Below are 26,690 nucleotides of genomic sequence, written 5' to 3'. Positions count from 1 at the left end.
ATTAGAGGTCACTGCCAGCATATTCTAAAATCTGCGCTACCTTTCGCACTCGTTCGAGGGTGTGCGCGGCATCCAGCTGACTACCCTCACTCAGGTCGCCGGTGTGGGTAATCGAGAGGCGTTCGAGCAGCAGGCAGCGATCAATGGCCCACTCATCTGCAAGCCGGATGACTCGCTGGGCTAAATCTGTTTCTGACTCATATGGCTTTTTTGGGTTGACGGCGCCAAGCGCTAGCGGCATGCCTGAGGCAACTGCTTCGCCGCAGGCATCGAGGATCTCAGCGGTACATAGTGAATCGATATCAGCCATGAGCCCGGGAAACTGAGCGTGCTGGACAATCTGAAAGTCTTCGCGAGAGCGCAGGTATAGCCACGTATTATCGTTGGGCAGCACAGAAACACAGTGCGCCAACCGAGGCGCGAGGTCCTCCATGTTCATCGCTGGGATTCGATCAAAGTCACTCGTTCCTGGAAGCGTTCCGCGCATGAGGTCCTTCACGTCCGGCTCATAAATGGCGAGCGTTACCCGTTTTCCAAAGCGTTTCTTTAGGTCGAGTATATGCTGCTGCACCCCAGCGGCGAAGAGCGTAAAAATCTCCTCCACTGCTCCGCGATCGGTAATGGCGCGATGTCCCCGAGGCAGCTCTATCCTGCTCGCCAGTGACCATGGGCCCATGACGTGACAGTGGATATCCCCTCGACCCCAGAATTCCACTAATTGGTCCAGATCCCTTTCCCTCATATCGAATAGGCGCCTACTGATCTGCTGCGGCCGGGCACTAAGCCGCCATGAGCGGGGTCCGATATCGACAGGCAGTTCTTCGATGACGGCCATGGTGTGTCCAACCAGATCAGCACCAAGGCCTCGTTGCACGAGCCGTGGAATCGCTCGCAGGCTCCCCGTTTCGCTGGAGATTATATCGGCAGCACTTTCAAGGTCTGTTCCTGGGAACTCGCCGCGTGCAAAAGCATCCATTAGTTCTTCGTCCCAGAAATTGTGCCGGAGCCCAAGACAATATCTCCGCCAGGGTCGGGTCGATAGATGACAGCCGCTTGCCCGCGCGCCACACCGCTAAGAGGATGATGAAGGTCGATGGTCATGGTATCGCGTTCGCGATCGATAACAACAGTGCACGGTACGACCGAACCGTGAGCGCGAACTTGAACTTCAGCCTCAAATTCACCAGTCATATCAGGATGCAGGTATTTGAGGCGATCAGCTGTGATAGTGCGGACCTCGAGATCTTTTCTGGCACCTACTGTCACTGTCCCGGTTGCCGCATCAATATCAGTGACATATCGGGGTTGACCATCAGCAGCTGGTTCCTTGATATCGAGACCTTTTCTTTGACCAATAGTATAATTCCATGCCCCGTCGTGGCTGCGCAGCTCTCGGCCCTCGGTGTCAACAATCATCCCTGGCCTGAGGCCGATGCGCGCTCCTAAGAAGGCTTGGGTGTTTCCGTCGGGAATAAAACAGATATCGTAGGAGTCCGGCTTGGTTGCCACCGAGAAACCCAATGTTGCTGCCTCTTGTCTAATGTCGGGTTTAATCGTATCGCCGACAGGAAACATGCAATGTGCGATTTCCTTCGCCCCGAGTACACCTAAAACATAGGACTGGTCCTTTTGCGGATCGATCCCGCGGCGGAGATATCCATCGCCGCCGTCACCAACTTGCGTCAACTGAGCGTAGTGTCCGGTAACCACGGCGTCGAATCCTAGCGCAATCCCGCGTTCGAGGAGGGCCTCAAATTTGATTTTTTCGTTACATCTTAAGCAGGGGTTAGGGGTTTCGCCGCGCTCATAGGAGTCCACAAAATCGTCGATAACCTCGGTCTTGAAGCGGTCAGAGAAGTCCCACACGTAGAAGGGAATACCGAGTTTATCGCATACCCGGCGCGCATCGGCTGAATCTTCAAGAGAGCAGCATCCGCGGGAGGATTCGCGCACGGACTTCGGATCGCGAGAAAGAGCAAGGTGAACGCCGATGACCTCGTGGCCGGCTTGTACTGCGCGGGCGGCGGCGACGGCGGAATCAACGCCACCGCTCATTGCTGCAAGAACTCTCATAAGCCCCTCTCTTCTTTCGAGCGTCGATGATAATGCGAGTCTACTACTCTAGTATTAGAGCACTGTGGGCCGAAAACAACGATTATCACATCTAAACAAGAAGACTCCCGATAAGTCCGAGCTGGCTGGAATTTATCCTACGTCCTCGGGAAGCGTGGAGGTGCGAGCAGACAGTTTCAGCCCGGGCGACTGGGAGGTTTTAGTCAACGGGGTTCCGTCTTCTCATATCAGCCAAGACCCTCTCCGCCTTGAATATGAGTATATGCGGTGGATTGTGGCTGCAATTGAGCCGTGGGTGGAGAACTGCCTGGATCCGCAGAAGTTGCGGGTGACGCACCTAGGAGGTGGGGCATGTTCGCTGGCAAGGTATATGGTGGCACGGTATCCGGCGTCCCGAAATACTGTGGTGGAAATCGATGGAGATTTAGCTCGTATGGTGCGCGAGTGGTTTGATCTGCCCCGCAGCCCCCAGTTGAAAATTCGAGTGGGCGATGCTCGTACTGTGACTGATTCCTTTGTCGATCGCTCGCGAGACATCATCATTCGAGACGTATTCGCCGGTGATCAAACTCCTTCATCTCTTAGAACTATTGAGTTTTTCCATCAGGTGGCTGCCTCCCTAGACTCCAGCGGTCTGTACTGCGCAAATTGCGGAGACCACTCCGATCTCAGTCTAGCTAAATCGGAATTGAAAACTATGGGAGAGATTTTTCCCTACCGCGCGGCGATTGCCGATCCTGCGATGCTGAAAGGGCGACGCTATGGGAATATGATTTTACTCGCTTCTTCTTCTCCCCTGCCTTTACGTGATCAGGCACCTCATATGACAAAGATGCTGTTGCGCGGTGCGGTTCCAGCTCAATATAAGGATGAGGAGTGGGTTAAGCAATTTTGTGCCAGCGGTAAGATTCTGCATGACTGATCATAGCGGGCAAGCAATGGCGACGATTGTAGTTAGATAAAGGCTGCTATTCTAAGTGCACTAAGATTTCCAACCAGGTTGTCCCTCTCGCAAGGAGCGTTATGAGTAAATCGTCCGTAGGTCTTACAGCGATCAGTTTTTTAGTTGCGAGCTTGGTAGCTCATCCAGCTCTCAGTCACGCAGAAGACTCATCTTTTACTGCTGCTGACAACCTCGTGTCAGCCGAAGTTTTAGGTACGGAGACCCTCAGGGATGAGATCGCCGCACCCTCACAGACAGAACTCTCCATCGCAGAAGAAGATCCTGCAGAAGCCGTTCCGGTGGCTTTATCGCAATTGACGGTGATGCGTCCAGAAGATCGCCCCGCTGATGCCGAGTTCAACGATGATCGTTTCCGGCAACGGATTGATTATTTCAACCAGCGCCACGGTGATGATCGAATTGTGGAGATTCAGGCGACCTCACCGTCTATGAATAATCGTAGTATTCCGTTGGTGGTTATTAAGGCTAAAGACCCCAATCGACCGATTCTCTATTTGCTCAATGGTGCCGGTGGCGGTGAGCAACGTGTGACGTGGGTAAGTAATACTCAAGCGCTCGATTTTTACTGGAAAAAGAATATCAATGTGGTCATCCCGATGCGTGGTGCCTTTTCCTATTATGTGGATTGGCTGAAGGAACCCCAAGGCGATACCTATCTCAAGGGGCCGCAGCGCTGGGAGACCTTCCTTACTAAAGAATTACCTGGCCCTTTAGAGGCAGAACTGGAGGCTGACAGTCAGCGCCGGGGCATCGTAGGTATGAGTATGTCTGCGACCTCGTCGCTACTACTAGCCGAGCGCAATCCCGATTTCTATGATGTAGTCGGTTCATATTCTGGCTGCGCTGCTACATCGAAGCCGCTACCAGCCCTATGGGCTCAATTCACCGTGAACCGCGACGGGGAGAGCCCAGCGTCAATATGGGGCCCTTTGGGATCCGAGCGCAACAAGGCCCATGATGCTTTGATCCAAGCTCCTGGACTTCGCGATAAAACGATCTATATCTCCAATGGTTCGGGCCTAGTTTCCGCAAGCGAGGTATTTAGCTCTTTTGTTAATTCCAAGACAAGTACCCCGGAGCAAAGCACGGAAGCCTTGGGAGGGTCTGCCGAAGTGACGGTATCCGGTGGAGTGATCGAGGCTGCAACCAATTCATGCACTCATGATCTTAAAGCGAAACTAGATCACCTGGGGATCCCGGCGACCTATAATTTCCGCAATACAGGCGTCCACACCTGGTCCTACTGGGTCCGTGATATGGAGGATTCCTGGCCCACCTACGCTAAAGGGTTCGGCATCGACAACGAGGAGGTATTACCCCACGCATTCCGGATGCGCGCAACCGACGAAGACAGCAATACAGACAGCGACGAGAATCTGGCCCCGAGCGAGACTAGATCAACCCTGACTGAAGCTGACCTCAACCAACTTCCTTTCGAATAAAGAAACTGCCTGCTTACAGAGCAGGCAGTTTTTCTACGTGGACGCCATTCCAGCGGCTCGCGCTCGTTCGACTACCTTAGGCAGCGCCGCTAAAAGCGTATCGACGTCATCCTCGGTGGTGGTATAGCCCAAGGTAATGCGTAGGGTTCCCCTCGCTGTAGCGTCATCGAGGCCCTGGGCCAGCAGCACCCGCGAAGCACGGTTAACTCCGTTGGCACAGGCGGACCCGGTTGAAGCAGCGATATTCATCGCGTCGAGAAGCATGATGAGGCTATCCCCCTCACAGCCGGGAAAAGAGAAATTTATATGGCTCGATAAGGAGAGCTCCGGAGTATTGATCAGCACGTCATCAACGGTGTCGGAAACTGTGCGAAGCACTTTCTCCTTCAACCGTTCCAAGCGCCTATTTTCTGCGTCGATGTCCGCGACTGCCTCCTCCAGCGCGCGTGCAAGAGCCCACGCTCCAGCAACGTCCACGGTCCCTGACCGTAGCCCTCGCTCTTGACCCCCTCCATGGAAAAGTGGACGTGGAGCGGGGTTGCGTTTCACTAACAGCACTCCGACACCTCGGGGCCCACCGAATTTGTGTCCGGACACAGCCAGCGAACTAGCCCCCAGCGCCGCGAAATCGATGGGGATTTTGCCTGCCACCTGGACAGCATCAATATGGACCGGGGTACCAGTAGCGGCAGCTCCGGCAATGAGGCTCGATATTGGTTGTATCGCGCCAGTTTCATTATTGGCCCACATGAAACTAGCCACCGCCGCGGGTTGGTCGAGAGCGTCGTGGGCATCATGGATAAAGCCGCTACGGTCGGCTGGGAGTAGCTCGAGGTGTGCTCCTCTGCTTGCCTCGAGATGGCGTACGGTATCATAAACAGCAGCGTGCTCTATGTCGGAACTAATCACTCGAGGGTGGGTGGCACCCCGCGCCTCGTAGTAGCCTTGAATCGCGAGATTGTCTGCTTCGGTGCCGCTAGCTGTGAAAACAACCTCAATGGGTTCTGCACCTAAGAGACTGGCTACGAGTTCGCGGGCATCGTCGAGCACACTTCGAGCCTGTCGCCCTGCCCCATACTGGCCGGCTGGATTCAGGTAGGTGCTCGCCTCCAGCCATGCACTTTTGGTGACCGCGCGCATCGGTGTTGTGGCGGCATGGTCAAGGTATACCAAGGCTTCTCCCTCCTAATTGCAGCGCAGCCTATTTAGCGGCCTATTTAGCTACGACGAGCCTTGATCTTCTCAATCACTAGTGGCACGACCTCATGGAGGTCACCCACTATACCTAGATCCGCTATGTGGAAAAACGGTGCGTCCTCGTCGTTATTGATCACGATGACCGTCCGCGAGGTCTGCATTCCGGATGTATGCTGGATGGCTCCAGAGATACCGAGACCAATGTAGAGATCAGGGCTGACAGTCACGCCTGTCTGCCCCACCTGGTATTGCCCGGGATACCAATCGAGGTCAACCACATCGCGGGTTGCACCCACCGCCCCTTCGAATAGATCGGCCAAAGGTTCGGCGAGCTCGTGGAAATTCTCGGCCGAGTCAATTCCGCGGCCAGCACAAATGACTACCTTTGCTTGACTCAGATCCGGCCGTTCGCCAGCCTCGACTGGGCTAAAGGACGTAATAGTGCAATCCTTAGCGCCGTGAGAAGGAAGCGCGAAGCTGCTGACAGCCCCAGCCCCTGCACTAATCTCTTGGCGAGAATCAACGGCACCCTGGCGCAGCGTATAAATTGGGCTGGTACCTCCTACGACTGCATTGACTTCAATAGAGTCTCCAAAGATGCTCATGGTGGCGCTGCGATCGGAGTTGATGGCTACTACATCGCAAAGCACCCCCGAGGCGAGTCGAGCAGCGAGCCTGCCAGCGATTTCATTGCCCTCAATGCCGGCGCTGACTACGATGGGTCCAGGATTTCCAGCCGCAAGCATACTTAGGGCATCAACTTCAGGAATAATGGTTCGACGCGAATAATCGGCCACCTCAGCCCCGATAATGGTATCAGCGCCGTGTGCCTTTAAGTCCTCGACAAAGCGAAGATGACTCCCGGGCTCACCAACCACCACAGCCGTAACAGATCCTAGGACGCGAGCAGCATGCAAGAGCTCGATAGTCGAGGGCGCAAGAGTATCGCCAGCATAATCGACGAGAATATAGGCTTGAGACATAGCTTTGCTCCTTTAATTCCGTGTAAGTAGATTCCTAGCGGCAAGGAATTCCACTACCGCCTCGGCTTGGGTATCGGCATCGCCGTAGATTGTCTCTCCTCGACCACGCACCCCGCGTGAGACTGCATGAGTGATACGCGTAGCAGCATGGGCTAAACCAACCTGCTCGGCAGCCACCCCAATATCCTCCAGGCTATACACGGGGATTTCTGCTTTCTTAGCGGCCATGATGCCCTTAAAATTTGGGAACCTGGGCTTGTCTGCCTGATCAGTCACCGAAATTACCGCTGGTATTTGCGCTTCGACCTCCCAGATTCCGGAATGGGTTTGGCGCGTAGCAGTAACCGTAGCACCTGATAGCTTCACTTCGGTGCAACTTGTCAGCGCTGGGCAACTGCGGTATTCGGCTAGTATGCCGGGCAGCGCTCCCATGGCGCCATCTGAGGAAGCTTGTCCGGCGATAATGAGGGCAATATCATCAACGAGATTGAGAGCATTTGTAATTACCCATGCGGTGCCCATGATATCGGAGCCGGCGAGAGCCTCATCAGCTACCTGAATAGCTCGATCTGCGCCCATAGCTAAGGCCTTTCGCAGAGCTTCTTGGCCGTTATTTGGCGCCACGGAAAGCGCCACGACCTCGCTGTTGTCTAAGGAATCCCGCAACTGTAGCGCCTGCTCCACTGCATATTCATTAACTTCATCGAGCACATTGTCAACGCTTTCCCGATCAAGGGTGTAATCCTGCTTGAGAGATTTCGCCGACCAGGTATCAGGAACGTTTTTTACCAATACTACGATTGCTGGCATCTATCGCCCTTTCTATTGCCGTTTTCTATCGTTGGCTAACTACGCTAGCGCCAAATTTGAGAAAAATATCACGCCCCACCCACACTACTGCCCCAATAGGAATCGGTAAACTGCGAATACTTCTAGCTGTTTAATCAAGCTGTCGTAACAGCCATGTAATTCGGGTGACTTCCTCCCCATTGCCTCGGACCGCAGATAAAACCAATATGATCGTCACCGATTCGAGCAAGTACTAGGGTTAGGTGATTTTTTCCGCGTAATTTCAAACTCCGGCGTAGCTGGTCGGGGTCTTTCTCCACACCGCGGATGAGAATCTCCACACTACCCGCCTGGTAGTAATCCATTGCCTTGCGCAGTTTTTTTAGCGACACCGCTTCCAGAAATTCAAATCCGCTATGTCCTGGTGGAATGGCATCGCCACTGAGAAAAGCAATACGCTCGTCAAGCATCCACAGTTTTTCTCGGACGGCATAGTGGCGGACTAAGCCGGCCCGCACCACAGCGCCGTCAGGGTCGATTATAAAACGTCCGGGTTCTTTAACCTGACAGTCCTGTGGCAGATCGTCGTTGAGTCGGTCCACTTTACCTTTGACGATAACGAGCGCCTCGCGCTTTGATCCTCCGCTCAGGCCTTCGCTGTATAGGCACACCTCTTTTACCCCACCGTCAACACTGCTAACGCTCACCAAGCCTGGCCAAAATCGATAGTCTAGGCCAGGAGCGCATTTAATTGCCAGCTCTCTTCCCGCATAGGACTTGATGAGATCCGGCAGTGGAGGCAGCAGATCTTCTGGCTTGAGGAGTCGACGCCCCCCTTGCCGTCTCGCTGGGTCCGCAATGATGATATCGCCTCGACGAACCGCGGGTTGGAGTGCATCTGCTTGGTGAATGAGGGCACGGTCACCGAGGTTATGCCTCGCCATCTTGAGGCGAATTCGGTCAAGATCAGAACCGCAATATGTTAATCCATAGTGGGACACAGCTAGCCCCTCGGTTCCGATTGAACACGTTATATCATGGACTACTCCCCCATAGAGGGACAATCTGTGAGCACGCTGCAAAGCAACCTCTGCAGGAGTAGCCTGCTGCGCTGATTCGGTGCACATAAGCCACGACTCTGGGAGTTTCGTTTTGGCGGCTAAGCGCGCCGACAGCAACTCCATCACGGCCCGGGAATGCTCAGGAAATAGAGAGCGCATCACTGTGGCATTGCGAAGCGCATTTTTCTTATCCCACGTTAATCTCGGCGCTACCGCCGCAATCTCATCGTGCTGAGCTATGAGATAATCGACCTCGTCGGCACTGAAACTCATAGTTGAAATCTCTGGGGTGGAGTGTGGGAGTAGAATTTTTCAAAGCGCGGATCGTGATATGGATCCCCCACCACAGGAGTAATCTCGCGTCCTTTAATGTTGGTGAGAACTTCGTCCACAGAGGAAAAAGCGCTGAGAAATTTTAAGTGAGCCCATGTAGGTATCACCAATTGCAGCAGGCCCTCATGCCAACCTCTGAGCACCAGCTCGGGGCTAAACCACCCCGTAGAGGCGGCTTCGCGCGTACGACCATCAGGTTCTTGGCCACGAGGTTGAGCAACGATGAAAGAGAACATATCGAACCGGTGACGGGCGTTGATTGGACTCACCCACCTAGCATAGGGATAAAGCACTTCCGAGCGCAGTGTCAGTCGGTGAGTCTTGAGCACCTCAGAAAAAGACAATCTATGCGATTCTAGGGCCATACGCTGCGGATGGTACGGGTGCGCATCGGCAATTAATTCCCCCTGTTGATCTGATGCCAGAAGGGTTCCAGTTTCTTCGAACAGCTCGCGGCCGGCAGCCATAATGAGGGCGCAGGCTTTATTCGGCTCAATTCCTAATGTGGAACTCCACGTATGTGCGCTCGGACCAGACCACAATGGGCTGTCGGCATGCTGCTCAAGATCGCGCTCATCCACACCGCCACCGGGGAATACGGTGGCATTAGGAAAAGTGGGCATCGACGATACGCGTTCTTGAATATAGACTTCTAAGCCGCGGGCACTGTCACGGATCATCAGGACGGTCACGGCAAGCCGGGCATTACCCAATCCGGTAACAGCTGGCGACATTACGCTCCTTCTTTATTCTTGTCGACGCGCAAAATAACGCCCGTCAATTTCGTCAACAACCAGCGGCTGGTCGTAGAGCTTGCTGAGGTTTTCACTTGTCACTACATCAGCAATCGGCCCCTGAGTGACAATCTGTCCCTGGTCAAGAAGTAATGCGTGACTGAATCCTGCTGGAATTTCTTCCACATGGTGGGTGATCATGACCAAGACCGGGGCATCTTCATCGCGGGCGATAGCACCTAAGTATCCCATTAGATCCTCGCGCCCGCCAAGATCTAGACCTGCGGTTGGCTCATCGAGTAGGAGCAATTCTGGGTCAGTCATGAGCGCGCGCGCAATAAGCACGCGTTTGCGTTCACCTTCGCTTAAATAGCCAAACCGCCGATCTGCGAGGTGACCTGCACCCATGCGTTCCAGAAGAGCTTGAGCGCGGGCAATATCATGCTCATCGTATTCTTCGCGCCATCGCCCCACGATTGCATATCCTGCGGACACCACAAGATCGATTACGTTCTCATCATGTGGGATACGAGTCGCAAGGCTCGGCGAACTAAAGCCGATCATGCTGCGCAGATCACGCATATCCGTCCGACCTACCTGCTCGTCGAGAATCCGCACACTCCCTCGGGTAGGGAATTCCTCCGCTCCAGCGATACGGAGCAGTGTAGTTTTACCGGCTCCATTCGGGCCTAGAATAACCCATCGTTGACCAGGGCTGACCTTCCAGCTGAGATCTTTAATAATGGGCTTGGACTGCCTGATAAGGCTTATATCGCGCAGATCGAGGATATGAGTCATATATCCTATTCTTCCTTATCTTCACCATCCAGGAGTGAAGTGACACCAACTTCTTAACGACACATCAAATAAATGTCACAGTGAATTGCTCTTCCTTATCTCCGTCACATGACTAGATTGGATAATAAGCGCACTGCGGTGCTGCCTTTTTCTTAGCTATGCCAATTGGCACCCTACTCATAATGGAGACAATCGTGACAGGACGACTTGCGATCGAAGATATTCGCCCCGTACTTTCCGCCCGGGAACATCCCTCGAAAGCAGTCGTGGGTGAGCTGGTTCCAGTTAGTGCCCTCGTCTGGCGTGAAGGGCATGATGCTATCGTCGGCACTCTCGTAGTTCAAGGCCCCGCGGATTCCCGGCTGGCAGCGAATCGCGTTCGATTTAGTATGCGCCCTGAGGCGAATAACCCTGACCTCGTCCACGCCTTTTTCATTCCTGATACTCCAGGTCAGTGGTCCTTCAAAGTTGAGGCCTGGAGCGATCCCATGAGTACCTGGCGCAACGCGATTACCAAAAAGATCGAGGCTGGACAAAAGGCCGAAGAGCTTCGCAATGACTTCGAAACCGGAGCACTTCTATTCGAGCGGGCTGCTCAAAAGGTACGCAAAAAGAGCCACAAAATGGCGTTACTCGCAGTAGCCAAAGAGCTACGTGATGAGACCGAATCCTTGAGGGTGCGCGTAGCTCCCAGCCTGTCTCATGAGGTTCTGGAGATCCTGCACGAATTCCCGATACGGGAACTTCTTACATCCTCTCCCTTACACAAGGTATTAGTTGAACGCCGCGAAGCTCTGGTGAATTCATGGTATGAACTATTCCCACGGTCCACCGGCGGAGTCGACTCCAATGGAAAACCGGTTCACGGAACCTTTGCCACCACGGCCCAGGCACTCGACCGCGTAGCTCGAATGGGCTTTGATACCGTTTATTTCCCGCCCATTCATCCCATTGGCGAAATCAATCGCAAAGGGAAAAATAATTCTCTTGTCGCAGAAGCTAATGATGTAGGCTCCCCATGGGCCATCGGCTCCGCCGCAGGCGGTCACGACGCCTTCCACCCAGAACTAGGTGATGCTAAAGATTTCAAGAAACTTATCTCCCACGCCGAGAAACTAGGCTTGGAAGTAGCGCTGGACCTCGCCTTGCAGGCGGCTCCGGATCACCCGTGGGCACACAGCCACCCAGATTTCTTTACGACCCTTCCCGATGGCACTATCGCCTTTGCGGAGAACCCACCAAAGAAATATCAGGATATCTATCCGCTGAATTTCGACAATAACCAAGGCGATATTTATGCTGAGATCCTACGTGTGGTGCAATACTGGATCAGTCTTGGGGTTAAGACCTTCAGAGTAGACAACCCTCATACTAAGCCTGCTAATTTCTGGCAATGGCTGATTACTGAAGTACGTGCCACCAATCCTGAGGTGATCTTCCTAGCTGAGGCTTTTACGCGACCGGCCAAACTCTACGGTTTAGCCAAGGTAGGATTCTCGCAGTCCTATACTTACTTCACGTGGAAGACGTCTAAGTCTGAGCTCATCGATTTCGCCCACGAAATTGCTACAATGGCCGACTGCTCACGCCCGAATCTCTTTGTCAACACTCCTGATATTCTGCACGCCTCTTTGCAGTACGGCGGGCGGGCCATCTTCGCCATCCGCGCTACGTTGGCGGCAACTCTCTCTCCACTATGGGGTGTCTATTCCGGCTATGAGCTCTATGAGTCTCAAGCAGCTAACGAGGGCAGTGAAGAATATCTCGATAGCGAGAAATATCAATTGCGACCCCGCGATTTTGAGGCTGCCGTCGAATCGGGTGATTCCCTCGAACCGTATATCACGACTCTCAATGAGATCAGGCGTGCTCACCCCGCTCTCCAACAACTGCGTCAGATCCATTTCCACCACACTGCCAATGATCAGATCATTGCCTATACCAAGATCGATCCTGTCACTGGGGACGCCATCTTGATTATCGTCAATCTCGATTCTTTCCATGCTCAGGAAACGATGGTGGAACTCGATATGGGGGCCATTGGCCTAGCCCCTGGTGAGCAATTTAACGTGCACGATATGATTACAGGTCAGAATTTCCCGTGGAGCGATCGAACTTACGTCCGACTTGAGCCTTTGCAAGACGTCGCCCATATTTTGAGCTTGCCCAAGGTATCTGGTGACGCCCTCGAGCGCATAAGAAAGCGCACTATAACGGATTATCGCCCCTAGGACTTGTCCCCCACCCTTGATTTCAGGGGGTGGGGTTTTCCTTTTCTGCTGGAAAAACTCCTGAGAGATTCCCGCAGATGTGGGCGCAGTCTTCCCTACCTTCGGGGGTAATTGGGGCAGCAATCTCAATGCGAACTGTGGCTTATCGTGCGCTATGCGGGGGTTTTATCCCACTGTGTTTAATCTCCCTATTTTTTGGGCCCTAAAACCGATCTTAGAAATAGGGCTTTAGGATGGAGGAAGCTAAACTAAAGCTATGTGTTGTGATTCCATCTTCATCCAAACTATGAGCTAAGTTACATAGCCTTCGAGGGTGCAGGGCGGAATCTCTGTGGGTTTTGAAAACCCAGCTACCTATGGAGTACGAGCGAAAGAAAGAAGCTAATTATGGCTGAGTTCACCACCTATAACCCCGCCGGTCTCGACGACCACGACCGCGGACTATTAACGCAGTGCCGTCATTATGATCCACACGGCATCTATGGGTGGCACGCTCTTGAGAACGGCGATGCCATCATACGTACCAGGCAACTGGGAGCTGAAAAGGTAGAAATACTCACTGCTGATGGCAAAACCCGCAAGCTCGACGCAATCGGAGATGACATCTTCACCGCCACCATAAAAAAAGGTGCCACTCTCGAAGACTATCGCCTAAAGGTCACCTGGAATAAGGATCTGACCACCATCGAGGCTGATCCCTACCACTTCCTTCCCACCTTGGGCGAGCTGGACATGCATCTTATCAAGGAGGGCCGCCACGAACGCCTCTGGGATGTGATGGGTGCGCATATTCGCCAATATGAGACCACCATGGGCACAGTCTCAGGTGTCTCCTTCGCAGTATGGGCTCCTCACGCAGCGGGTGTGGCCGTTATCGGTGATTTCTGCGGGTGGAATCCCAACCAATTCCCGATGCGCTCGCTCGGTGACTCCGGAATCTGGGAACTGTTCATCCCGGGGCTGGAAGCTGGCTGTGTCTACAAATTCGCTATCCATACCCAGCAAGGTTGGCGCCTCGACAAAGCCGACCCCATGGCGCGCGCAGCTGAGGAGCCACCACGCACCGGCTCCATTGTGGTGGCGAATAACTATAAGTGGAAAGATGCGTCGTGGCTACGCAACCGCGAGCACGCTGACCATCTCAATAAGCCAATGAGTGTTTACGAGGTGCACCTAGGTTCGTGGCGCATGGGCCTGGGGTATCACGAGCTCAAGACTGAACTCGTCGCCTACGTGAAAGATATGGGCTATACGCACGTCGAATTCATGCCCGTAGCCGAGCATCCCTTTGGCGGTTCCTGGGGTTACCAAGTGTCCGGCTACTACGCCCCAACTGCCCGCTGGGGTAGTCCCGATGAGTTCCGAGAACTAGTCGACGCTTTCCACGCGGAGGGCATTGGTGTGATCATGGACTGGGTTCCTGCACACTTTCCTAAGGATGATTTCGCCCTCGGCCGCTTCGACGGCCAGGCTCTCTACGAGCATCCCGATTGGCGCCGTGGCGAACAGATGGACTGGGGTACCTATGTCTTCGACTTTGGCCGCAACGAGGTCCGTAACTTCTTGGTAGCAAATGCCCTTTATTGGATTGACCAATTCCATATCGATGGTTTGCGCGTTGACGCCGTGGCTTCCATGCTCTATCTCGATTACTCGCGCAAAGAGGGCGAATGGCTGCCCAATATCTACGGCGGTCGGGAAAACTTAGAAGCAGTGCAATTCCTCCAAGAGATGAATGCTACCGTTCACAAAACCTTCCCCGGTGCGCTCACCATTGCTGAGGAATCTACCTCATGGCCCGGGGTGACCTCCCCCACCGAATTTAACGGTCTCGGCTTCGATTTGAAATGGAATATGGGCTGGATGAACGACAGCTTGGAGTACTTCAAGCTCGATCCTATCCACCGATCATGGCATCACAACGAGATCACCTTCTCTCTCGTCTACGCCTTCTCTGAAAATTTCTGCCTCCCCTTCAGCCATGATGAAGTGGTTCACGGGAAGGGTTCACTGTGGACTAAGATGCCTGGGAACGCTTGGCAGAAGGCAGCTGGTCTTAGGACTCTCTACGCCTATATGTACGCTCACCCCGGCAAGAAATTACTCTTCCAAGGTCAAGAGTTCGGTCAAATCATGGAGTGGTCCGAGGCTCGTTCCCTAGACTGGGACAATATGTCTGGCTGGGAGGGCGAATATCACGACGCTCTGCAGAATTTAGTGCGTGATCTCAACGGTATCTATGAGAGCTCCCCCGCCCTGTACAGCCTAGACAATACTCCCGACGGCTTCTCGTGGACCAAGTCCGATGACGCAAGCAATAATATCCTCGCGTTTGTGCGTCACGGTCGAGACGGAGAGAAAATCCTTTGTGTCTTCAACCTCGGCGGCTCCCCTCAGACTAGTTATAAATTTGGTGTTCCTGCATCAGGAAACTGGCATTGTATTCTTAATACTGATGCTGGTGTTTACCAGGGCGGCGATAACTATGTGGAGACCGATGTCGAAGCGTGGGATACCGCGTGGGATGGTTATGAACACTCCCTGACCATCGCCATTCCAGCAATGAGCGCTCAGTTCTATCAATGGACTGGTAATAGGCGCCCATAAATTGCGACATAAATAGAGAAAAGCCCACTTCGGTGGGCTTTTCTTTTGAGTCTAATTAAAAGAGAGCTGAAGCCATCGCGCGACGTGCTGCGATAACACGCGCATCGGAGACATCGAAAAGAGAAAATAGCTCAAGGAGTCGATCGCGTACCTTCGGCGTATCTATTTTCAACACTCCGATGAGCGTATCGAAGGCTTGCTCCGGTGCCCCAGCCGCAATATATGCGTCAGCTGCAGCGAACTGAGCGTCGATATCTTTGGGATTCTGCTGTGCCCAGGTAATTGGATCGTTGTCTGATTTTGAGGCCTCATTTAACCTTTTGAGCACGTGAGCGCTGTCGCGAGCTCGCAACGCCTCTTGGTTCTTAGGCTCTGAGGCAAGAATTGACTCGTAAACTGCAATAGCGGCATCATAATCTCCGTCGTTTAAGGCGGCAGTAGCCGGCTCAAACCGAGGATCGCCATCGGGCTCTTCGTTCTCTAACCCCGGCAACTGGTCTCCAACAGCCTCCAGAATCGCCTTGAGCCATTGTGTTAAAGCTTCACGTGGCTGCCCGCCTTCAAAATTGGCCAGTGGTTGACCGGAGGCAAAAGCAACAACGGTGGGTAAGCCCTGAATACCAAACATGCGCGCAATATCAGGACTGGCGTCCGCGTCTACATAGGCGACCACATATTTACCGGGGTTAGCGGTCACTAACTGTTTAAAATCGCTTTTGAGTTGCTCCGATTCTGGGCTCCGAGGGGTTCCCACAATGACAATTACGGGTACCTGCGCCGAGCGTTCCACTAACTCATGCTGAATATTGTCCATTGTGAGATCCACAAAGGTGGGTACACCAGCGACGGCAGGTTTGGAAATGGCTGCTAGATCTACAGCACCAGAAAAGTTGGTCATAAAAAGTTCTTTCTACTGGGAGTTGGCAAGATGGCGCTCAACTGATTCAACTTTGGCACGCAATTGGTTGGTATATCCAGGGCGGATATCTGCCTTGATGACCAAACCTACCCTAGGTGACACCTCCAAGACCGCATCAGTCGCGCGCTTGACCACATCCATCACCTCATCCCACTCGCCTTCGATCAACGTAAACATGGCATTTGTTTCGTGAGGCAATCCGGATTCGCGAACTATTTTTACTGCGGCGGCTACCGCCTCGCTCATTTCTGCGGTGGGATTCGGAACCTCTGTGGGGGCAACGGAAAAAGCAATTATCATACGACCATTCTAGCGCTTGATCTATTTCACACAGCATGTTTTCCCAGAGATAAGGGGGTAATATCGATAACTATGACGACATTGAATATTCCCGAAAATCTCGTGATCTGCCTAGATCACGTAGGTATTGCTGTTCCAGATCTTGACGAAGCTCTGAAGTTCTACGCCTCTGCTTTCGGCTGGGTTAACCACCACCAGGAAGTTAACGAAGAACAGGGCGTCACCGAGGCCATGGTCGGCCCTAAGAATCTGGGTAAAACCGACGGTATGATCCAGCTTCTGGCGCCACTCAACGAAGAATCAACAATTGCAAAGTTCATCTCTAAGAAGGGCCCTGGCCTGCAGCAGATGTGCCTTCGCACCAGTGATATTGACGCCCTCAGTGCTCACCTGAAGGAGCAGGGCGTCCGCCTCCTCTATCCCGAGCCAAAGACTGGTACCGGCGGAGCCCGAATCAACTTTGTGCACCCGAAGGATGCTGGCGGAGTACTTCTCGAACTCACCCAGCCACAGCACTAAATTCTATCGCCTTTCCCAGCAGGCCCGATGCCAATGACGGCGATCTTCCGCTCGTCCGCCATAGTCTTTGGGCCAAGCCACTACGTGGGTAATACCCGGGGGGATATTCTGATTGCAGCCAGGGCAAATATAGTACTTTTTGGCAGTGCTGCTACCCATGAGTCGCATGAGAAATATCTCTCCCTGGGCCCACCGAGGTCCGACAACCTCACGAGTTCCAAAAAACGCGGCCCCATGACTGGGAAGCTGATGTGACGAGCTGATATTAGCTCGTCTATTTTTTCGTCCCATCGACCTAGAATAACCTCAACTCGCTGCTTTCACTTCCCCGTAATTCGTTATAGTCAAGTACAAGGCAGGAAAGACCGCGATCCTCAGCAAGCGTGCGAGCTTGTGGTTTAATACTTTGAGCAGCAAATACTCCCCGGACAGGTGCCAAGAGTGGATCTCGGTTCAGTAGTTCCACATAGCGGCACAGTTGTTCGACCCCATCAATTCCGCCACGGCGCTTAATCTCTACGGCTATGGTATTTCCCTGGTCATCGCGGCATAGGATGTCTACAGGGCCAATAGGTGTCATATACTCACGCCGAATAAGGCTATAACCCTCCCCCATCACCTCAATATTATCGGCTAGTAGCTCCTGGAGGTGAGCTTCCACTCCGTCTTTGACTAGACCGGGATCGACACCCAGCTCGTAGGAGATATCTGAATGGATAGCTTCGATACTGATGCGCAGTTGTTCACCCTTTTTATTCTCCACTATCCAGTAGCTAACTAGATCGCTGGCGCCCTCGGGAAAATCCTTGGGATCTTCGGTCTCGGTCACCGTCAATGGGGGCGTCATCCAATTTAGAGGTTTGTACGCACGGTCATCAGCGTGAACGGAGACGGATCCATCAGCTTTCAAAAGCAAGAGACGATCGGCCATGGGCAGATGGGCTTCGAGGCGGCCCACATAATTAACTGAACACCGTGCTATAACGAGACGCATAAATTCTAGCCTAGCTCACGATCACTGGCTTCATTAATCAGAATTGCTCTGGTGCCTTAATTCCTGCACCGACATGCGATCGGTACGGATATCTGGGGCAGACTCGATCCAAGCCGTGAATGCCAAGCGAACGAGGCTGGTAGCATGCGCCTCGTAGGTGGTGTCCCCGTGAGAGAAAATAAAAACCGGTTCTCCATCACCGAAGAAGGTTCGTTCAGCAGAGCTGGTATCACGTTGACCTAATAATTCGATGGAAGACCGGTTGAAATTAAGATCCTCACCAGGGCGGATCGAGCGTAGTTTATAGAATTTTAAAGTTTGATAAGAATAATGGGCGCTACCAAAGCGCCACCCATGGATTCCAGAGGTAGGCATCGTCCGTATTGCCATGGCTGAGCCCTGTGGTCGATACCTAAAGAATCGCCACGCGGCAAGGAGTGCGGTCGTGAGCAGTATTGCCGATAACAACCAGAGCAACCCAGATACCATGATTCTCCCCTTTTATATCCAGCGTTTATGAGAATAATAATACGGTGAGATCCCCGGAGAAAAAACTTATCTCGGGGATCTCACCATATACACGGCTGCTCTACGAGCGACCGCTACGTTTGAGTGCCTTTAATTCAGCCTGAGCGCGAAGTTTGGCTACCTTATCGGGATCTTGCAGACGTTGCGTAGAGTCGGAGGAATTAATCTCCGAAGCCCAAACGGCATACTCCGCTAGGATCGTGACCTTCTCCTTTGAGACGGATAAGAAGCCACCTTGCACAGCGGCGTAGCGCTTTTCCCCATCAGTTGGGCTGATGGTTACAACACCATTGTCCACGAGCTGTCCCAGCATAGGTTCGTGCCCAGCGAGCACGCCAATCTCACCTTCGGTGGTCTGCGCGGTAACAATCGTCGCGGTGCCACTCCACAGCATACGCTCGGGAGAAACGAGTTCCACGGTGATATCAGCCATGTGCGTGCCTCTTCCTATTTCTCAGACAACTTTTTGTAGGCGTTTTCTACATCTTCCAAACCGCCCAAGCCGTTGAAAGCTTGCTCGGGATAATGATCGAACTCGCCGTCGCAGATGCGCTCGAATGCATCAATGGTTTCCTCTAATGGCACATAGGAGCCAGGAATACCAGTGAATTTCTCGGCAACAAAGAAGTTCTGCCCTAAGAATCGCTCGATACGGCGGGCACGAGCCACTGTGATTTTATCTTCTTCTGACAGCTCATCCATACCGAGAATAGCGATAATATCTTGGAGCTCTTTGTTCTTCTGCAAAATATTGATCACACGCTGGGCAACGGTATAGTGGCGCTCACCCACGATGCCCGGCTCCAGGATACGGGAAGTCGAAGACAGCGGGTTCACTGCAGGGTAGATACCCTTTGATGCAATAGCACGGTCAAGTTCGGTGGTGGCATCCAAGTGGGCGAAGGTTGTCGCCGGTGCAGGGTCGGTGTAGTCGTCGGCTGGCACGTAGACGGCCTGCAAGGAGGTAATCGAACGACCTTTAGTGGAAGTAATTCGCTCCTGCAGCACACCCATTTCGTCAGCCAAGGTGGGCTGGTAACCCACAGCCGAAGGCATACGACCGAGCAGCGTGGAAACCTCGGAACCTGCTTGGGTAAAGCGGAAGATATTATCGATGAACAGCAACACGTCCTGGTGCTGGACGTCACGGAAATACTCCGCCATGGTGAGGCCCGACAAAGCGACGCGCATACGCACTCCAGGGGGCTCATCCATCTGGCCGAAAACCAGCGCTGTATCTGGAAGCACGCCCATTTCTTCCATCTCCAAGAAGAGGTCGGTTCCTTCGCGGGTACGCTCACCAACACCAGCGAATACCGAGGTACCGGAGAATTCGCGGGCGATACGCGTGATCATCTCCTGAATGAGAACGGTCTTACCCACGCCAGCACCACCAAAGAGGCCAATTTTACCGCCCTTTACATAAGGGGTGAGTAGGTCGATGACTTTAATGCCCGTCTCCAGGATTTCAGTCTTACCCTCGAGCTGGTCGAAGGGTGGCGGATCGCGGTGGATGCCCCATTGCTCACCGTCGCGGCCAAGACCTGGCTCATCAAGGCAGTCGCCGAGGGCATTAAAGACGTGGCCCTTGACGATGTCGCCGACGGGCACGCTAATGGGCTTACCGCTATCGGTCACGGTAGCGCCTCGCACGAGGCCGTCAGTAGGCGCCATGGAAACGGTTCGCACGATATTGTCGCCCAGGTGTTGGGCCACCTCGAGCGTGATGGTCTTTGCAACTGCCTCGAGGTCGATATCGACAGTCAGCGCGTTAAAGAGTGCCGGGAGCTCGCCGCGCGGAAATTCCACGTCGACGACCGGCCCAATAACGCGCACTACGCGGCCCGCGGTAGCCGCGGCCTGGGTTTGTTGCTCTGTGAGAGCTGTGGTCATAATCTAGTCACTTTCTCCGCTTTCGGCGAGCGCGCCTGCGCCACCGACAATCTCTGTGATTTCCTGGGTAATCTGCGCCTGACGAGCTTGGTTAGCCACCCGCGAGAGGTCTTTGACCAACTCGTTGGCGTTGTCCGTGGCAGATTTCATCGCGTTACGACGCGAAGCTGATTCTGCTGCCGAGGCCTCCAGCAACATAGCGAAAAGGCTTCGAGAGATGAACTTAGGAAGCAGAGCCTCCATGAGTGTTTCCACGTCAGGTTCAAAATAATAATCTGGTTCTGGCTCGCCTGAGGTATCGAGGAAGTCTTCGCCTTTTTTAATCTCAGTCGTCTCTACAACCGGCTCTATAGGAAGCAGCTGGTGTGCGGTCGCCGTTTGGGTCAACATGGACTCAAACTCGGTGTAGACAACGTGCACAGAATCAAACCCTGGTACTGCCTGGCCTTCTTCCCCGTTGATGCCCGGACGATATTTAGCAAGACCGTCGGAGCCAGCGAGGAAACCATCGATTAAGTGGCGACGCAAGTCGTGCGTATCTACCCAGGTCGGATCTTGGGAGAACCCCGCCCACGCGCCAGCATAATCGCCGCCACGGAAGTTGTAGTAGCCCACACCCTTGTTGCCACAAATATACCGCACAACTTCGTAGCCCTCGGCGGTCAGCAGCTTTTCCAATTCCGCTGTCTTCTTGAAGACGTTGTAGTTATAGCCTCCAGCCATTCCACGATCTGAGGTCACCACGAGAATGGCGGCCCGTCGGGCATTATCTCGAAGTCTCAGCATTGGGTGATCGAGGGAACTTGCTGAGGCCAGACGACCAATCACATTTTGGATTTCGGTGGCGTATGGCTGTGATGCTTCCACGCGGGCCTGAGCTCTCGTGATGCGCGAAGTAGCGATCAGCTCTTGGGCCTTCGTGATTTTCTTCGTTGAGTTAACCGAACGGATTCGGCTACGCAATTCGCGAAGACTTGCCATATACAGCGCCTCCCTTCTTTTCCTTGATGTTTGTCATGCTCGTAAGAGTCATTGCTCTTATTTCTTAACCTTCAGCTGATGCTTCTTCACCTGATCAGCAGGCAGAGCCTCAGGCTCTACTTCGTTGATCACAGGAGTTCCATCGGTGGTCTGGAAGCTGCGTTTGAAGTTCTCGGTCTGCTCGACCAAGGTCTCCTGGCTACTTTCAGATAAAGCCGCACCCCCAGCAATCTGGTCGAAGATCGCGCGGTGCGAAGCATGTAGGTAATCTAGCAACTCACGTTCGAAGCGACGAATATCTTCGACGGGTACGTTGTCAAAATGCCCCTCGCTAGCCAGCCAGATGGATACGATCTGATCTTCTACTGGTTGTGGTGAATTCTCGGGTTGCTTGAGCAGTTCAACCAGGCGTGAACCACGATCGAGCTGCGCTCTGGATGCTGGATCAAGGTCGGAGGCGAAAGTGGCGAAGGCCTCGAGATCTCGGTAAGCGGCAAGATCGAGACGTAGAGAACCAGAAACCTTCTTCATCCCCTTCGTCTGTGCGGCACCACCGACACGGGACACTGAAACACCGACGTTGATTGCGGGGCGAACACCCTGGTTGAAGAGATCTGACTCGAGGAAGACCTGACCATCGGTGATCGAGATCACGTTGGTAGGAATGAAGGCGGAAACATCGTTTGCCTTGGTCTCGATGATCGGTAGAGCGGTCATCGAGCCAGCGCCTAGCTCATCGGACAGTTTCGCGGCGCGCTCGAGTAGTCGGGAGTGCAGGTAGAAGACGTCACCGGGGTAGGCCTCACGTCCTGGAGGACGACGCAGCAACAACGAGATCGCACGATAAGCCTCTGCCTGCTTGGTCAAATCATCGTAGACCACCAGGACATGGTAGCCCTGGTACATCCAGTGCTGTCCGAGGGCCGCTCCTGCGAAAGGAGCCAACCACTTAAAGCCAGCGGAATCGGATGCTGGAGCAGCCACAATGGTGGTGTACTCCAGAGCGCCGTGTTCCTCTAAGGTTTTGCGCAGAGCAGCCACAGTCGAGCCTTTTTGGCCGATAGCCACGTAGATGCAGCGCACCTGCTTGGATTTATCGCCCGATTCCCAGTTCGCCTTTTGATTCAAAATCGTATCGACACACACGGCTGTCTTGCCGGTCTTGCGGTCGCCAATAATCAGCTGGCGCTGACCGCGACCGATGGGAGTCATAGCGTCAATAGCTTTAATACCCGTCTGCATGGGCTCTCCCACGGGCTGACGCTCAAGGACTGAGGGGGCTTGTAGTTCTAGGACGCGATCCTCTTCAGCCTCGATAGCCCCCAAGCCATCGATGGGTTGACCAAGGGGGTTGATGACGCGCCCGCGAAAATTATCGCCCACGGGAATCGACAGCACCTCACCGGTGCGCTTAACTTCGTCGCCTTCTTTTAATGTCTCATAATTACCCAAGATCACAACACCGATGCGGTCGGTATCGAGGTTCTGCGCGACGCCTATAACGCCGCCTGGGAATTCGATGAGCTCGTTAGCCATTACTGATGGGAGTCCAGACACCTGGGCAATGCCATCAGCAGTGGAAATAACCACTCCGACCTCCTCGCGGGAGGCCTCCGCGGAGTAGCTCGAGGTGTAGTTCGCAATCGCGCTACGGATCTCATCGGAGGAGATCGTCAGCTCCGCCATGTTTTTCCTGCTCTCGGTAGTTTCTTCCAGCAATTTCTTAATCTTCTTCGTTTCTGTCGTGTTTTAGACTTGCAAAAGACGCAACCGGTCAATCTTGCCGGTATAGGAGCCATCAATTACTTCGTCGTCAACTCGGATGATCATGCCACCGAGGAGGCTGGGATTAACCTCTAAGTGGATGCTCATCGCACGACCATAAATACGCTCTAACTTGCTTGACAGCGCCTGTTTTTGGGACTCGGAAAGCTCAACGGCAGATTCCACGTAAGCAACCTCACGCCCCCACATGCTGGCGGCGTATGTCGAAATCTCGTGGAGATCGTCGATAATATTTGCCTCGCGCCGACCCACAACCTGTAATGCTAGGGTTTCGGTTGCAGCTGTGACTTTGCCATAAAGAATGTGGGCAAATAGCTCACGCCTCTTTAATGAGTCAGCACTCCGGTCATCGAGTCTCAGGGCAAGTTGCGGTTGCTTGAGGAGCAGCCTAGATAGGCGGAAGAGTTCATCTTCCACCTGCAAAAGTTGTCCCTGCAAGTCAGCCGAACGCAAGATTGCGCGACGGCCTAGTTGAACGAGCCCAGCTCGAAACTCTCGCGGAGTTGACCATTCCTTTGCCGCTGCCGCGCGGAGGAGCTTAAGTGTGGACAAGGACACCTTGTCGGCAAATACAGCTGCAATGAGGCCCGCGCGCTGATCGGCGCTGAGGGAAACATCGGCAACCGACGTGCGCAAGCGGCGCTCCTCGTCCAGAACTTCCACCACGTCGAATAGTTCAGTGCCGATCTGGGCGGCCGCCGCAATAGCCTGATCTTCTCCGCGCAGATCCTCGTCGAGGCTGGCAGATAGCTGAGCGAGTGCGTAGCGACTTGCTGCGTGCATAAGTAGGCCTACTTTCCTGCCGCTGGGACCGTGTCGAGATCGGCCAGGAAACGATCAATGGTGCCAGAACGCTTGGTTGCATCCGACAACTGCTCAGCCATGAGGCGCTCAGCCAAAGCCACTGCATGCTGCCCCATCTCATTACGCAATTGGGCTACAACCTGCTCCCGCTGGGCAGCTAATTGCTTCTCACCAGACTCAATAATCCGGTGGCTTTCTTCGGTTGCCTTGGCCCTCATCTCGGCCTCGATCTGCTTGCCCTTCTGGCGGGCTTCTTCACGGATTTCGGCAGCTTCGGTGCGAGCTTCAGCTAGCTGAGCGTTGTACTTCTCGAGGGCTGCTTTGGCCTCCGATTGCGCTGCTTCAGCACGCTGGATGCCGCCCTTGATACGGTCTTTACGCTCGGATAGGACCTCTTGGTACTTCGGGTTGATATATAACCAGAAGGCGAGTCCCACGACGATGAATACAACGAGCGACCAGACGATGTCGTAATTCGCTGGCAGCAGCACAGAATTTTCTGAGTCTGCAGCTACTAAAGAAATGACGTTCGTCATGAATCCTCAAACTTTCCTAGTCGTCGTTAGTAATTACAAGATGAAGCCGGCGACAAGACCGATCAGTGCGAGGGCCTCCACGAAAGCGATACCGAGAATCATGTTGGTACGAAGCTGACCGGCCATTTCTGGCTGGCGTGCCATGCCTTCGAGAGCCTTACCTACAAGGAAACCCAAGCCGAGGCCGGGCCCTAGGGTTGCAAGGCCGTAGCCGAGGGTGGCAATGGAGCCGGTAACTCCAGCTGCTTCTTGAGCCAAGATGACTTCATTCATGAGAGTGTCATTCCCTTTCTTCGTGCTCAGTTCTTCCGAGCAAGTTTCAAAAATATGTGATTAATTAGCGATCTTAGAACAAGATGCGCTATGTGGATCAGTGTTCGTCGGCGTGCAACGACAATTCGATGTAGACGGCTACTAGCAGGGCGAAAATATAGGCCTGCAAGAAGATGACCAACATCTCAAAGATAGTGAACGCGACACCAGCAACCAAGGTGACTGCCGATAAGGCGGTCCAGCCATTCATCTGCCAGAAAAAGAAGTTAGAAGCAGAAAAAAGCAGAACCAGAATGATGTGTCCAACCAGCATATTCGCCATCAGACGAACCGTGAGTGTGGCGGGGCGCAGAATAAACGTCGATAAAAATTCCAGTGGCACCACCGCAAAGTGTAGCGGCAGCGGCAGGTTGGGGATCACCACTGAACTCTTCATATACTTGAAGAATCCGTACTTCTTTGCGCCCGCGTAAATGAAGGCTATATAACCTACAATCGCCAACACTAATGGCATAGCGATACGAGCATTGGGCGAAATATTAAGGAACGGAATGATCGACGGGGCATTAATAAACAGCACCAGGAAGAAGATTGTGGCAATAACCGGCAGGAACCGCCGCCCTTCTTTCCTCCCGAGGATCTCTTCTGCGATATGGATGCGCACAAAGTCCAACAGCAACTCGCCAACATTCTGCAAGCCCGAAGGAATTAGCTTCGGGCGACGCATAGCAATGAGGAAGAATGCCAGAAGAACGCCAACCATAATTAAGCGGACAAACACCAGACGGTCGATTGTGAACCAGCCGTTCGCAATATCGGCGAACCAAATGGCATCCGGGAAAAATTCATGATCCAAATCGGGCGCGTGAAATTCACCCTCTAAGGCCAGTTGTATAACGCTCAGCGTTCTCTCCCGTGTTCGGGCCACGAAAATCTATATTTTGAAAAATCGTGGTGTAAGGGACGTCATGTCATTTCTTGGTACTGACTACCAATTCCCTTACACATCGGTAGTCAACCCAGAACCTAAGTCTCGATCAATTGCGCGCAGGCACTCGCCGAGATATAAGCCCACGTGTAAGACTAGCAGCCCAAACCATACTTTTCTTCCCACTCGGCTCAGCGAAATTCTAGCCCCGCCAACCCGAAGAGCTAGAGTGCTAGTTAAGCTGCGCTAATAAGCGACCCATAACGTCGCTCACACTCAGTTACGGGGGTAATTTTACTCACATCCATACTCGTTGGATTCTGCTTAAATTCCCACTCCACTCGAGTAGAGCACGACTACTCCACATGACCGTGCGCACTCGAAATCTAGTGCACAACCGCTAGGTCGTGCACATGGTCCATAGCCGCGGGTCTACCAACTCGATATCACTGATGACCACCTCAGCCTTATATCTCTCTTAACCCCGCAGCCTGATATCTTAGCGAGAGACCCACCCACCGCTCTTAATGCTCCATACCGACTAAAGAGACAATTAATAGATAATCTCAACCGATCCATATTGGTTAGATTTTCCCTCCAGTTCTCAATATAAGTAGCGGCGATCCAGGCGTTGCTATTCGACTCTTCGAGGGGTCCGAAATAAAAATTACCGCGGGTGATCCGACATCGGCACGAGGAAAATATTATTCTGAGCTCGCACACCACAAAAACACAGCCCGCGACCAACGTCACTGGTTTCGTACCAAGGGTGCTCGAGTGTGCACTGGTGCCGGCATATGAAGCAAGCCTGAAGCAGGGTGGATGAGAAGGCACAACTAGCAGGGAGCGAGACGCCCACTGCCAAGCTCGAAGCTTGCACCCAATGTGCGCTCGCCAGCGATCTGGCTATATCCGCTTAGCTAACCTTAGAGTTTCCGAGGTTCATCCAGCGTTATTATTCCTAGAAACCGCAGTGCAAATGAGAAACGGGCGCTTGCCTCTTTGACCCATGAGCGAG

General features: G+C 53.4%; 26 protein-coding genes. 5 read left to right on the top strand and 21 right to left on the bottom strand.

The window, feature by feature from the left end; genetic code table 11:
• Position 1 precedes the first annotated feature (1 nt).
• Together N7326_RS05555 and mnmA are read right to left on the bottom strand one after the other, a co-directional pair.
• Positions 2 to 976: a hypothetical protein gene (locus N7326_RS05555; protein ID WP_259158349.1), complete on the bottom strand. Its 975-nt coding sequence runs from the start codon at positions 974 to 976 to the stop codon at positions 2 to 4.
• Positions 976 to 2,073 carry a tRNA 2-thiouridine(34) synthase MnmA gene (gene mnmA, locus N7326_RS05550; protein ID WP_259077943.1) on the bottom strand — a complete coding sequence of 366 codons (1,098 nt, stop codon included), beginning with the start codon at positions 2,071 to 2,073 and terminating at the stop codon, positions 976 to 978. Before mnmA ends, N7326_RS05555 begins: the two co-directional genes overlap by 1 nt.
• Positions 2,074 to 2,137: 64 nt before the next feature.
• Here mnmA and N7326_RS05545 point away from each other — a divergent pair, with 64 nt between their 5' ends.
• Together N7326_RS05545 and N7326_RS05540 are read left to right on the top strand one after the other, a co-directional pair.
• Positions 2,138 to 2,995, top strand: a complete 858-nt coding sequence (locus N7326_RS05545; RefSeq protein ID WP_396124730.1) for a spermidine synthase — start codon at positions 2,138 to 2,140, stop codon at positions 2,993 to 2,995.
• A 101-nt stretch (positions 2,996 to 3,096) separates the two neighbouring features.
• On the top strand, positions 3,097 to 4,479 hold the full coding sequence (locus N7326_RS05540) for an alpha/beta hydrolase (RefSeq protein WP_259077945.1): 1,383 nt from the start codon (positions 3,097 to 3,099) through the stop codon (positions 4,477 to 4,479).
• Positions 4,480 to 4,512: 33 nt separating this feature from the next.
• On the opposite strand, the gene N7326_RS05535 is transcribed toward N7326_RS05540, so the two are convergent.
• The 6 genes from N7326_RS05535 to N7326_RS05510 all read right to left on the bottom strand — a co-directional run bounded on the left by N7326_RS05535 (position 4,513) and on the right by N7326_RS05510 (position 10,374).
• Positions 4,513 to 5,652, bottom strand: coding sequence for a cysteine desulfurase family protein (locus N7326_RS05535; RefSeq protein WP_259077947.1), 1,140 nt, complete (start codon positions 5,650 to 5,652; stop codon positions 4,513 to 4,515).
• 44 nt (positions 5,653 to 5,696) lie between these two features.
• Complete coding sequence (locus tag N7326_RS05530) at positions 5,697 to 6,659, bottom strand: electron transfer flavoprotein subunit alpha/FixB family protein (RefSeq protein WP_259077949.1); 963 nt, start codon at positions 6,657 to 6,659, stop codon at positions 5,697 to 5,699.
• Between the two features lie 12 nt (positions 6,660 to 6,671).
• Positions 6,672 to 7,469 (bottom strand): electron transfer flavoprotein subunit beta/FixA family protein, encoded by a 798-nt coding sequence (locus tag N7326_RS05525; protein WP_259077950.1) that lies wholly within the window; start codon positions 7,467 to 7,469, stop codon positions 6,672 to 6,674.
• A gap of 134 nt (positions 7,470 to 7,603) precedes the next feature.
• Entirely contained in the window at positions 7,604 to 8,782 is a 1,179-nt protein-coding gene (locus N7326_RS05520) for a THUMP-like domain-containing protein (RefSeq protein WP_259289464.1), read from the bottom strand.
• A complete protein-coding gene (locus tag N7326_RS05515; RefSeq protein ID WP_259077953.1) occupies positions 8,779 to 9,576 on the bottom strand; it encodes an NUDIX hydrolase in 798 nt (265 codons plus the stop codon). Before N7326_RS05515 ends, N7326_RS05520 begins: the two co-directional genes overlap by 4 nt.
• Before the next feature lie 12 nt (positions 9,577 to 9,588).
• Positions 9,589 to 10,374, bottom strand: coding sequence for an ABC transporter ATP-binding protein (locus N7326_RS05510; RefSeq protein WP_259077954.1), 786 nt, complete (start codon positions 10,372 to 10,374; stop codon positions 9,589 to 9,591).
• Positions 10,375 to 10,568: 194 nt separating this feature from the next.
• Here N7326_RS05510 and N7326_RS05505 point away from each other — a divergent pair, with 194 nt between their 5' ends.
• A complete protein-coding gene (locus N7326_RS05505) occupies positions 10,569 to 12,605 on the top strand; it encodes a maltotransferase domain-containing protein (protein WP_259077962.1) in 2,037 nt (678 codons plus the stop codon).
• Positions 12,606 to 12,992: 387 nt separating this feature from the next.
• Positions 12,993 to 15,212 carry a 1,4-alpha-glucan branching protein GlgB gene (gene glgB, locus N7326_RS05500; RefSeq protein WP_263088287.1) on the top strand — a complete coding sequence of 740 codons (2,220 nt, stop codon included), beginning with the start codon at positions 12,993 to 12,995 and terminating at the stop codon, positions 15,210 to 15,212.
• A gap of 55 nt (positions 15,213 to 15,267) precedes the next feature.
• Here glgB and N7326_RS05495 read toward each other — a convergent pair whose 3' ends face one another.
• Positions 15,268 to 16,110 (bottom strand): tetratricopeptide repeat protein, encoded by an 843-nt coding sequence (locus tag N7326_RS05495; RefSeq protein ID WP_259077972.1) that lies wholly within the window; start codon positions 16,108 to 16,110, stop codon positions 15,268 to 15,270.
• A 12-nt stretch (positions 16,111 to 16,122) separates the two neighbouring features.
• Positions 16,123 to 16,431, bottom strand: a complete 309-nt coding sequence (locus N7326_RS05490; protein WP_259077974.1) for an MTH1187 family thiamine-binding protein — start codon at positions 16,429 to 16,431, stop codon at positions 16,123 to 16,125.
• Positions 16,432 to 16,503: 72 nt separating this feature from the next.
• Here N7326_RS05490 and mce point away from each other — a divergent pair, with 72 nt between their 5' ends.
• Positions 16,504 to 16,950, top strand: coding sequence for a methylmalonyl-CoA epimerase (gene mce / locus N7326_RS05485; protein ID WP_396124731.1), 447 nt, complete (start codon positions 16,504 to 16,506; stop codon positions 16,948 to 16,950).
• A 3-nt stretch (positions 16,951 to 16,953) separates the two neighbouring features.
• Here the strand turns inward: mce and N7326_RS05480 are convergent, their stop codons facing one another.
• The 11 genes from N7326_RS05480 to atpB form a co-directional block, all read right to left on the bottom strand.
• A complete protein-coding gene (locus N7326_RS05480; protein WP_259077976.1) occupies positions 16,954 to 17,241 on the bottom strand; it encodes a hypothetical protein in 288 nt (95 codons plus the stop codon).
• Positions 17,242 to 17,245: 4 nt separating this feature from the next.
• Entirely contained in the window at positions 17,246 to 17,944 is a 699-nt protein-coding gene (gene nucS / locus N7326_RS05475; protein ID WP_259158344.1) for an endonuclease NucS, read from the bottom strand.
• 33 nt (positions 17,945 to 17,977) lie between these two features.
• The gene (locus N7326_RS05470; protein WP_259077980.1) at positions 17,978 to 18,433 is read right to left on the bottom strand and encodes a DUF2550 domain-containing protein; all 456 of its coding nucleotides are present in this window, start codon (positions 18,431 to 18,433) and stop codon (positions 17,978 to 17,980) included.
• A gap of 100 nt (positions 18,434 to 18,533) precedes the next feature.
• A complete protein-coding gene (locus tag N7326_RS05465) occupies positions 18,534 to 18,905 on the bottom strand; it encodes a F0F1 ATP synthase subunit epsilon (protein ID WP_259077982.1) in 372 nt (123 codons plus the stop codon).
• A 14-nt stretch (positions 18,906 to 18,919) separates the two neighbouring features.
• Positions 18,920 to 20,365, bottom strand: coding sequence for a F0F1 ATP synthase subunit beta (gene atpD / locus N7326_RS05460; RefSeq protein ID WP_259077983.1), 1,446 nt, complete (start codon positions 20,363 to 20,365; stop codon positions 18,920 to 18,922).
• Positions 20,366 to 20,368: 3 nt separating this feature from the next.
• Complete coding sequence (locus N7326_RS05455) at positions 20,369 to 21,346, bottom strand: F0F1 ATP synthase subunit gamma (RefSeq protein ID WP_259158342.1); 978 nt, start codon at positions 21,344 to 21,346, stop codon at positions 20,369 to 20,371.
• Between the two features lie 57 nt (positions 21,347 to 21,403).
• Positions 21,404 to 23,032, bottom strand: coding sequence for a F0F1 ATP synthase subunit alpha (gene atpA, locus N7326_RS05450; protein WP_259077987.1), 1,629 nt, complete (start codon positions 23,030 to 23,032; stop codon positions 21,404 to 21,406).
• Between the two features lie 63 nt (positions 23,033 to 23,095).
• Positions 23,096 to 23,914, bottom strand: coding sequence for a F0F1 ATP synthase subunit delta (locus N7326_RS05445; RefSeq protein ID WP_259077989.1), 819 nt, complete (start codon positions 23,912 to 23,914; stop codon positions 23,096 to 23,098).
• 8 nt (positions 23,915 to 23,922) lie between these two features.
• On the bottom strand, positions 23,923 to 24,471 hold the full coding sequence (locus N7326_RS05440; protein WP_259077991.1) for a F0F1 ATP synthase subunit B: 549 nt from the start codon (positions 24,469 to 24,471) through the stop codon (positions 23,923 to 23,925).
• Positions 24,472 to 24,504: 33 nt separating this feature from the next.
• Entirely contained in the window at positions 24,505 to 24,744 is a 240-nt protein-coding gene (locus N7326_RS05435) for an ATP synthase F0 subunit C (RefSeq protein WP_259077993.1), read from the bottom strand.
• A gap of 97 nt (positions 24,745 to 24,841) precedes the next feature.
• On the bottom strand, positions 24,842 to 25,633 hold the full coding sequence (atpB, locus tag N7326_RS05430; RefSeq protein WP_259078435.1) for a F0F1 ATP synthase subunit A: 792 nt from the start codon (positions 25,631 to 25,633) through the stop codon (positions 24,842 to 24,844).
• Positions 25,634 to 26,690: the final 1,057 nt, after the last annotated feature.

The organism is Corynebacterium sp. ES2794-CONJ1 (genome assembly GCF_025660615.1).
Classification (GTDB): Bacteria; Actinomycetota; Actinomycetes; order Mycobacteriales; family Mycobacteriaceae; genus Corynebacterium.
The sequence above is the reverse complement of the archived record's forward strand: the minus strand, read 5'-3'. Positions and strand labels throughout refer to the sequence as shown.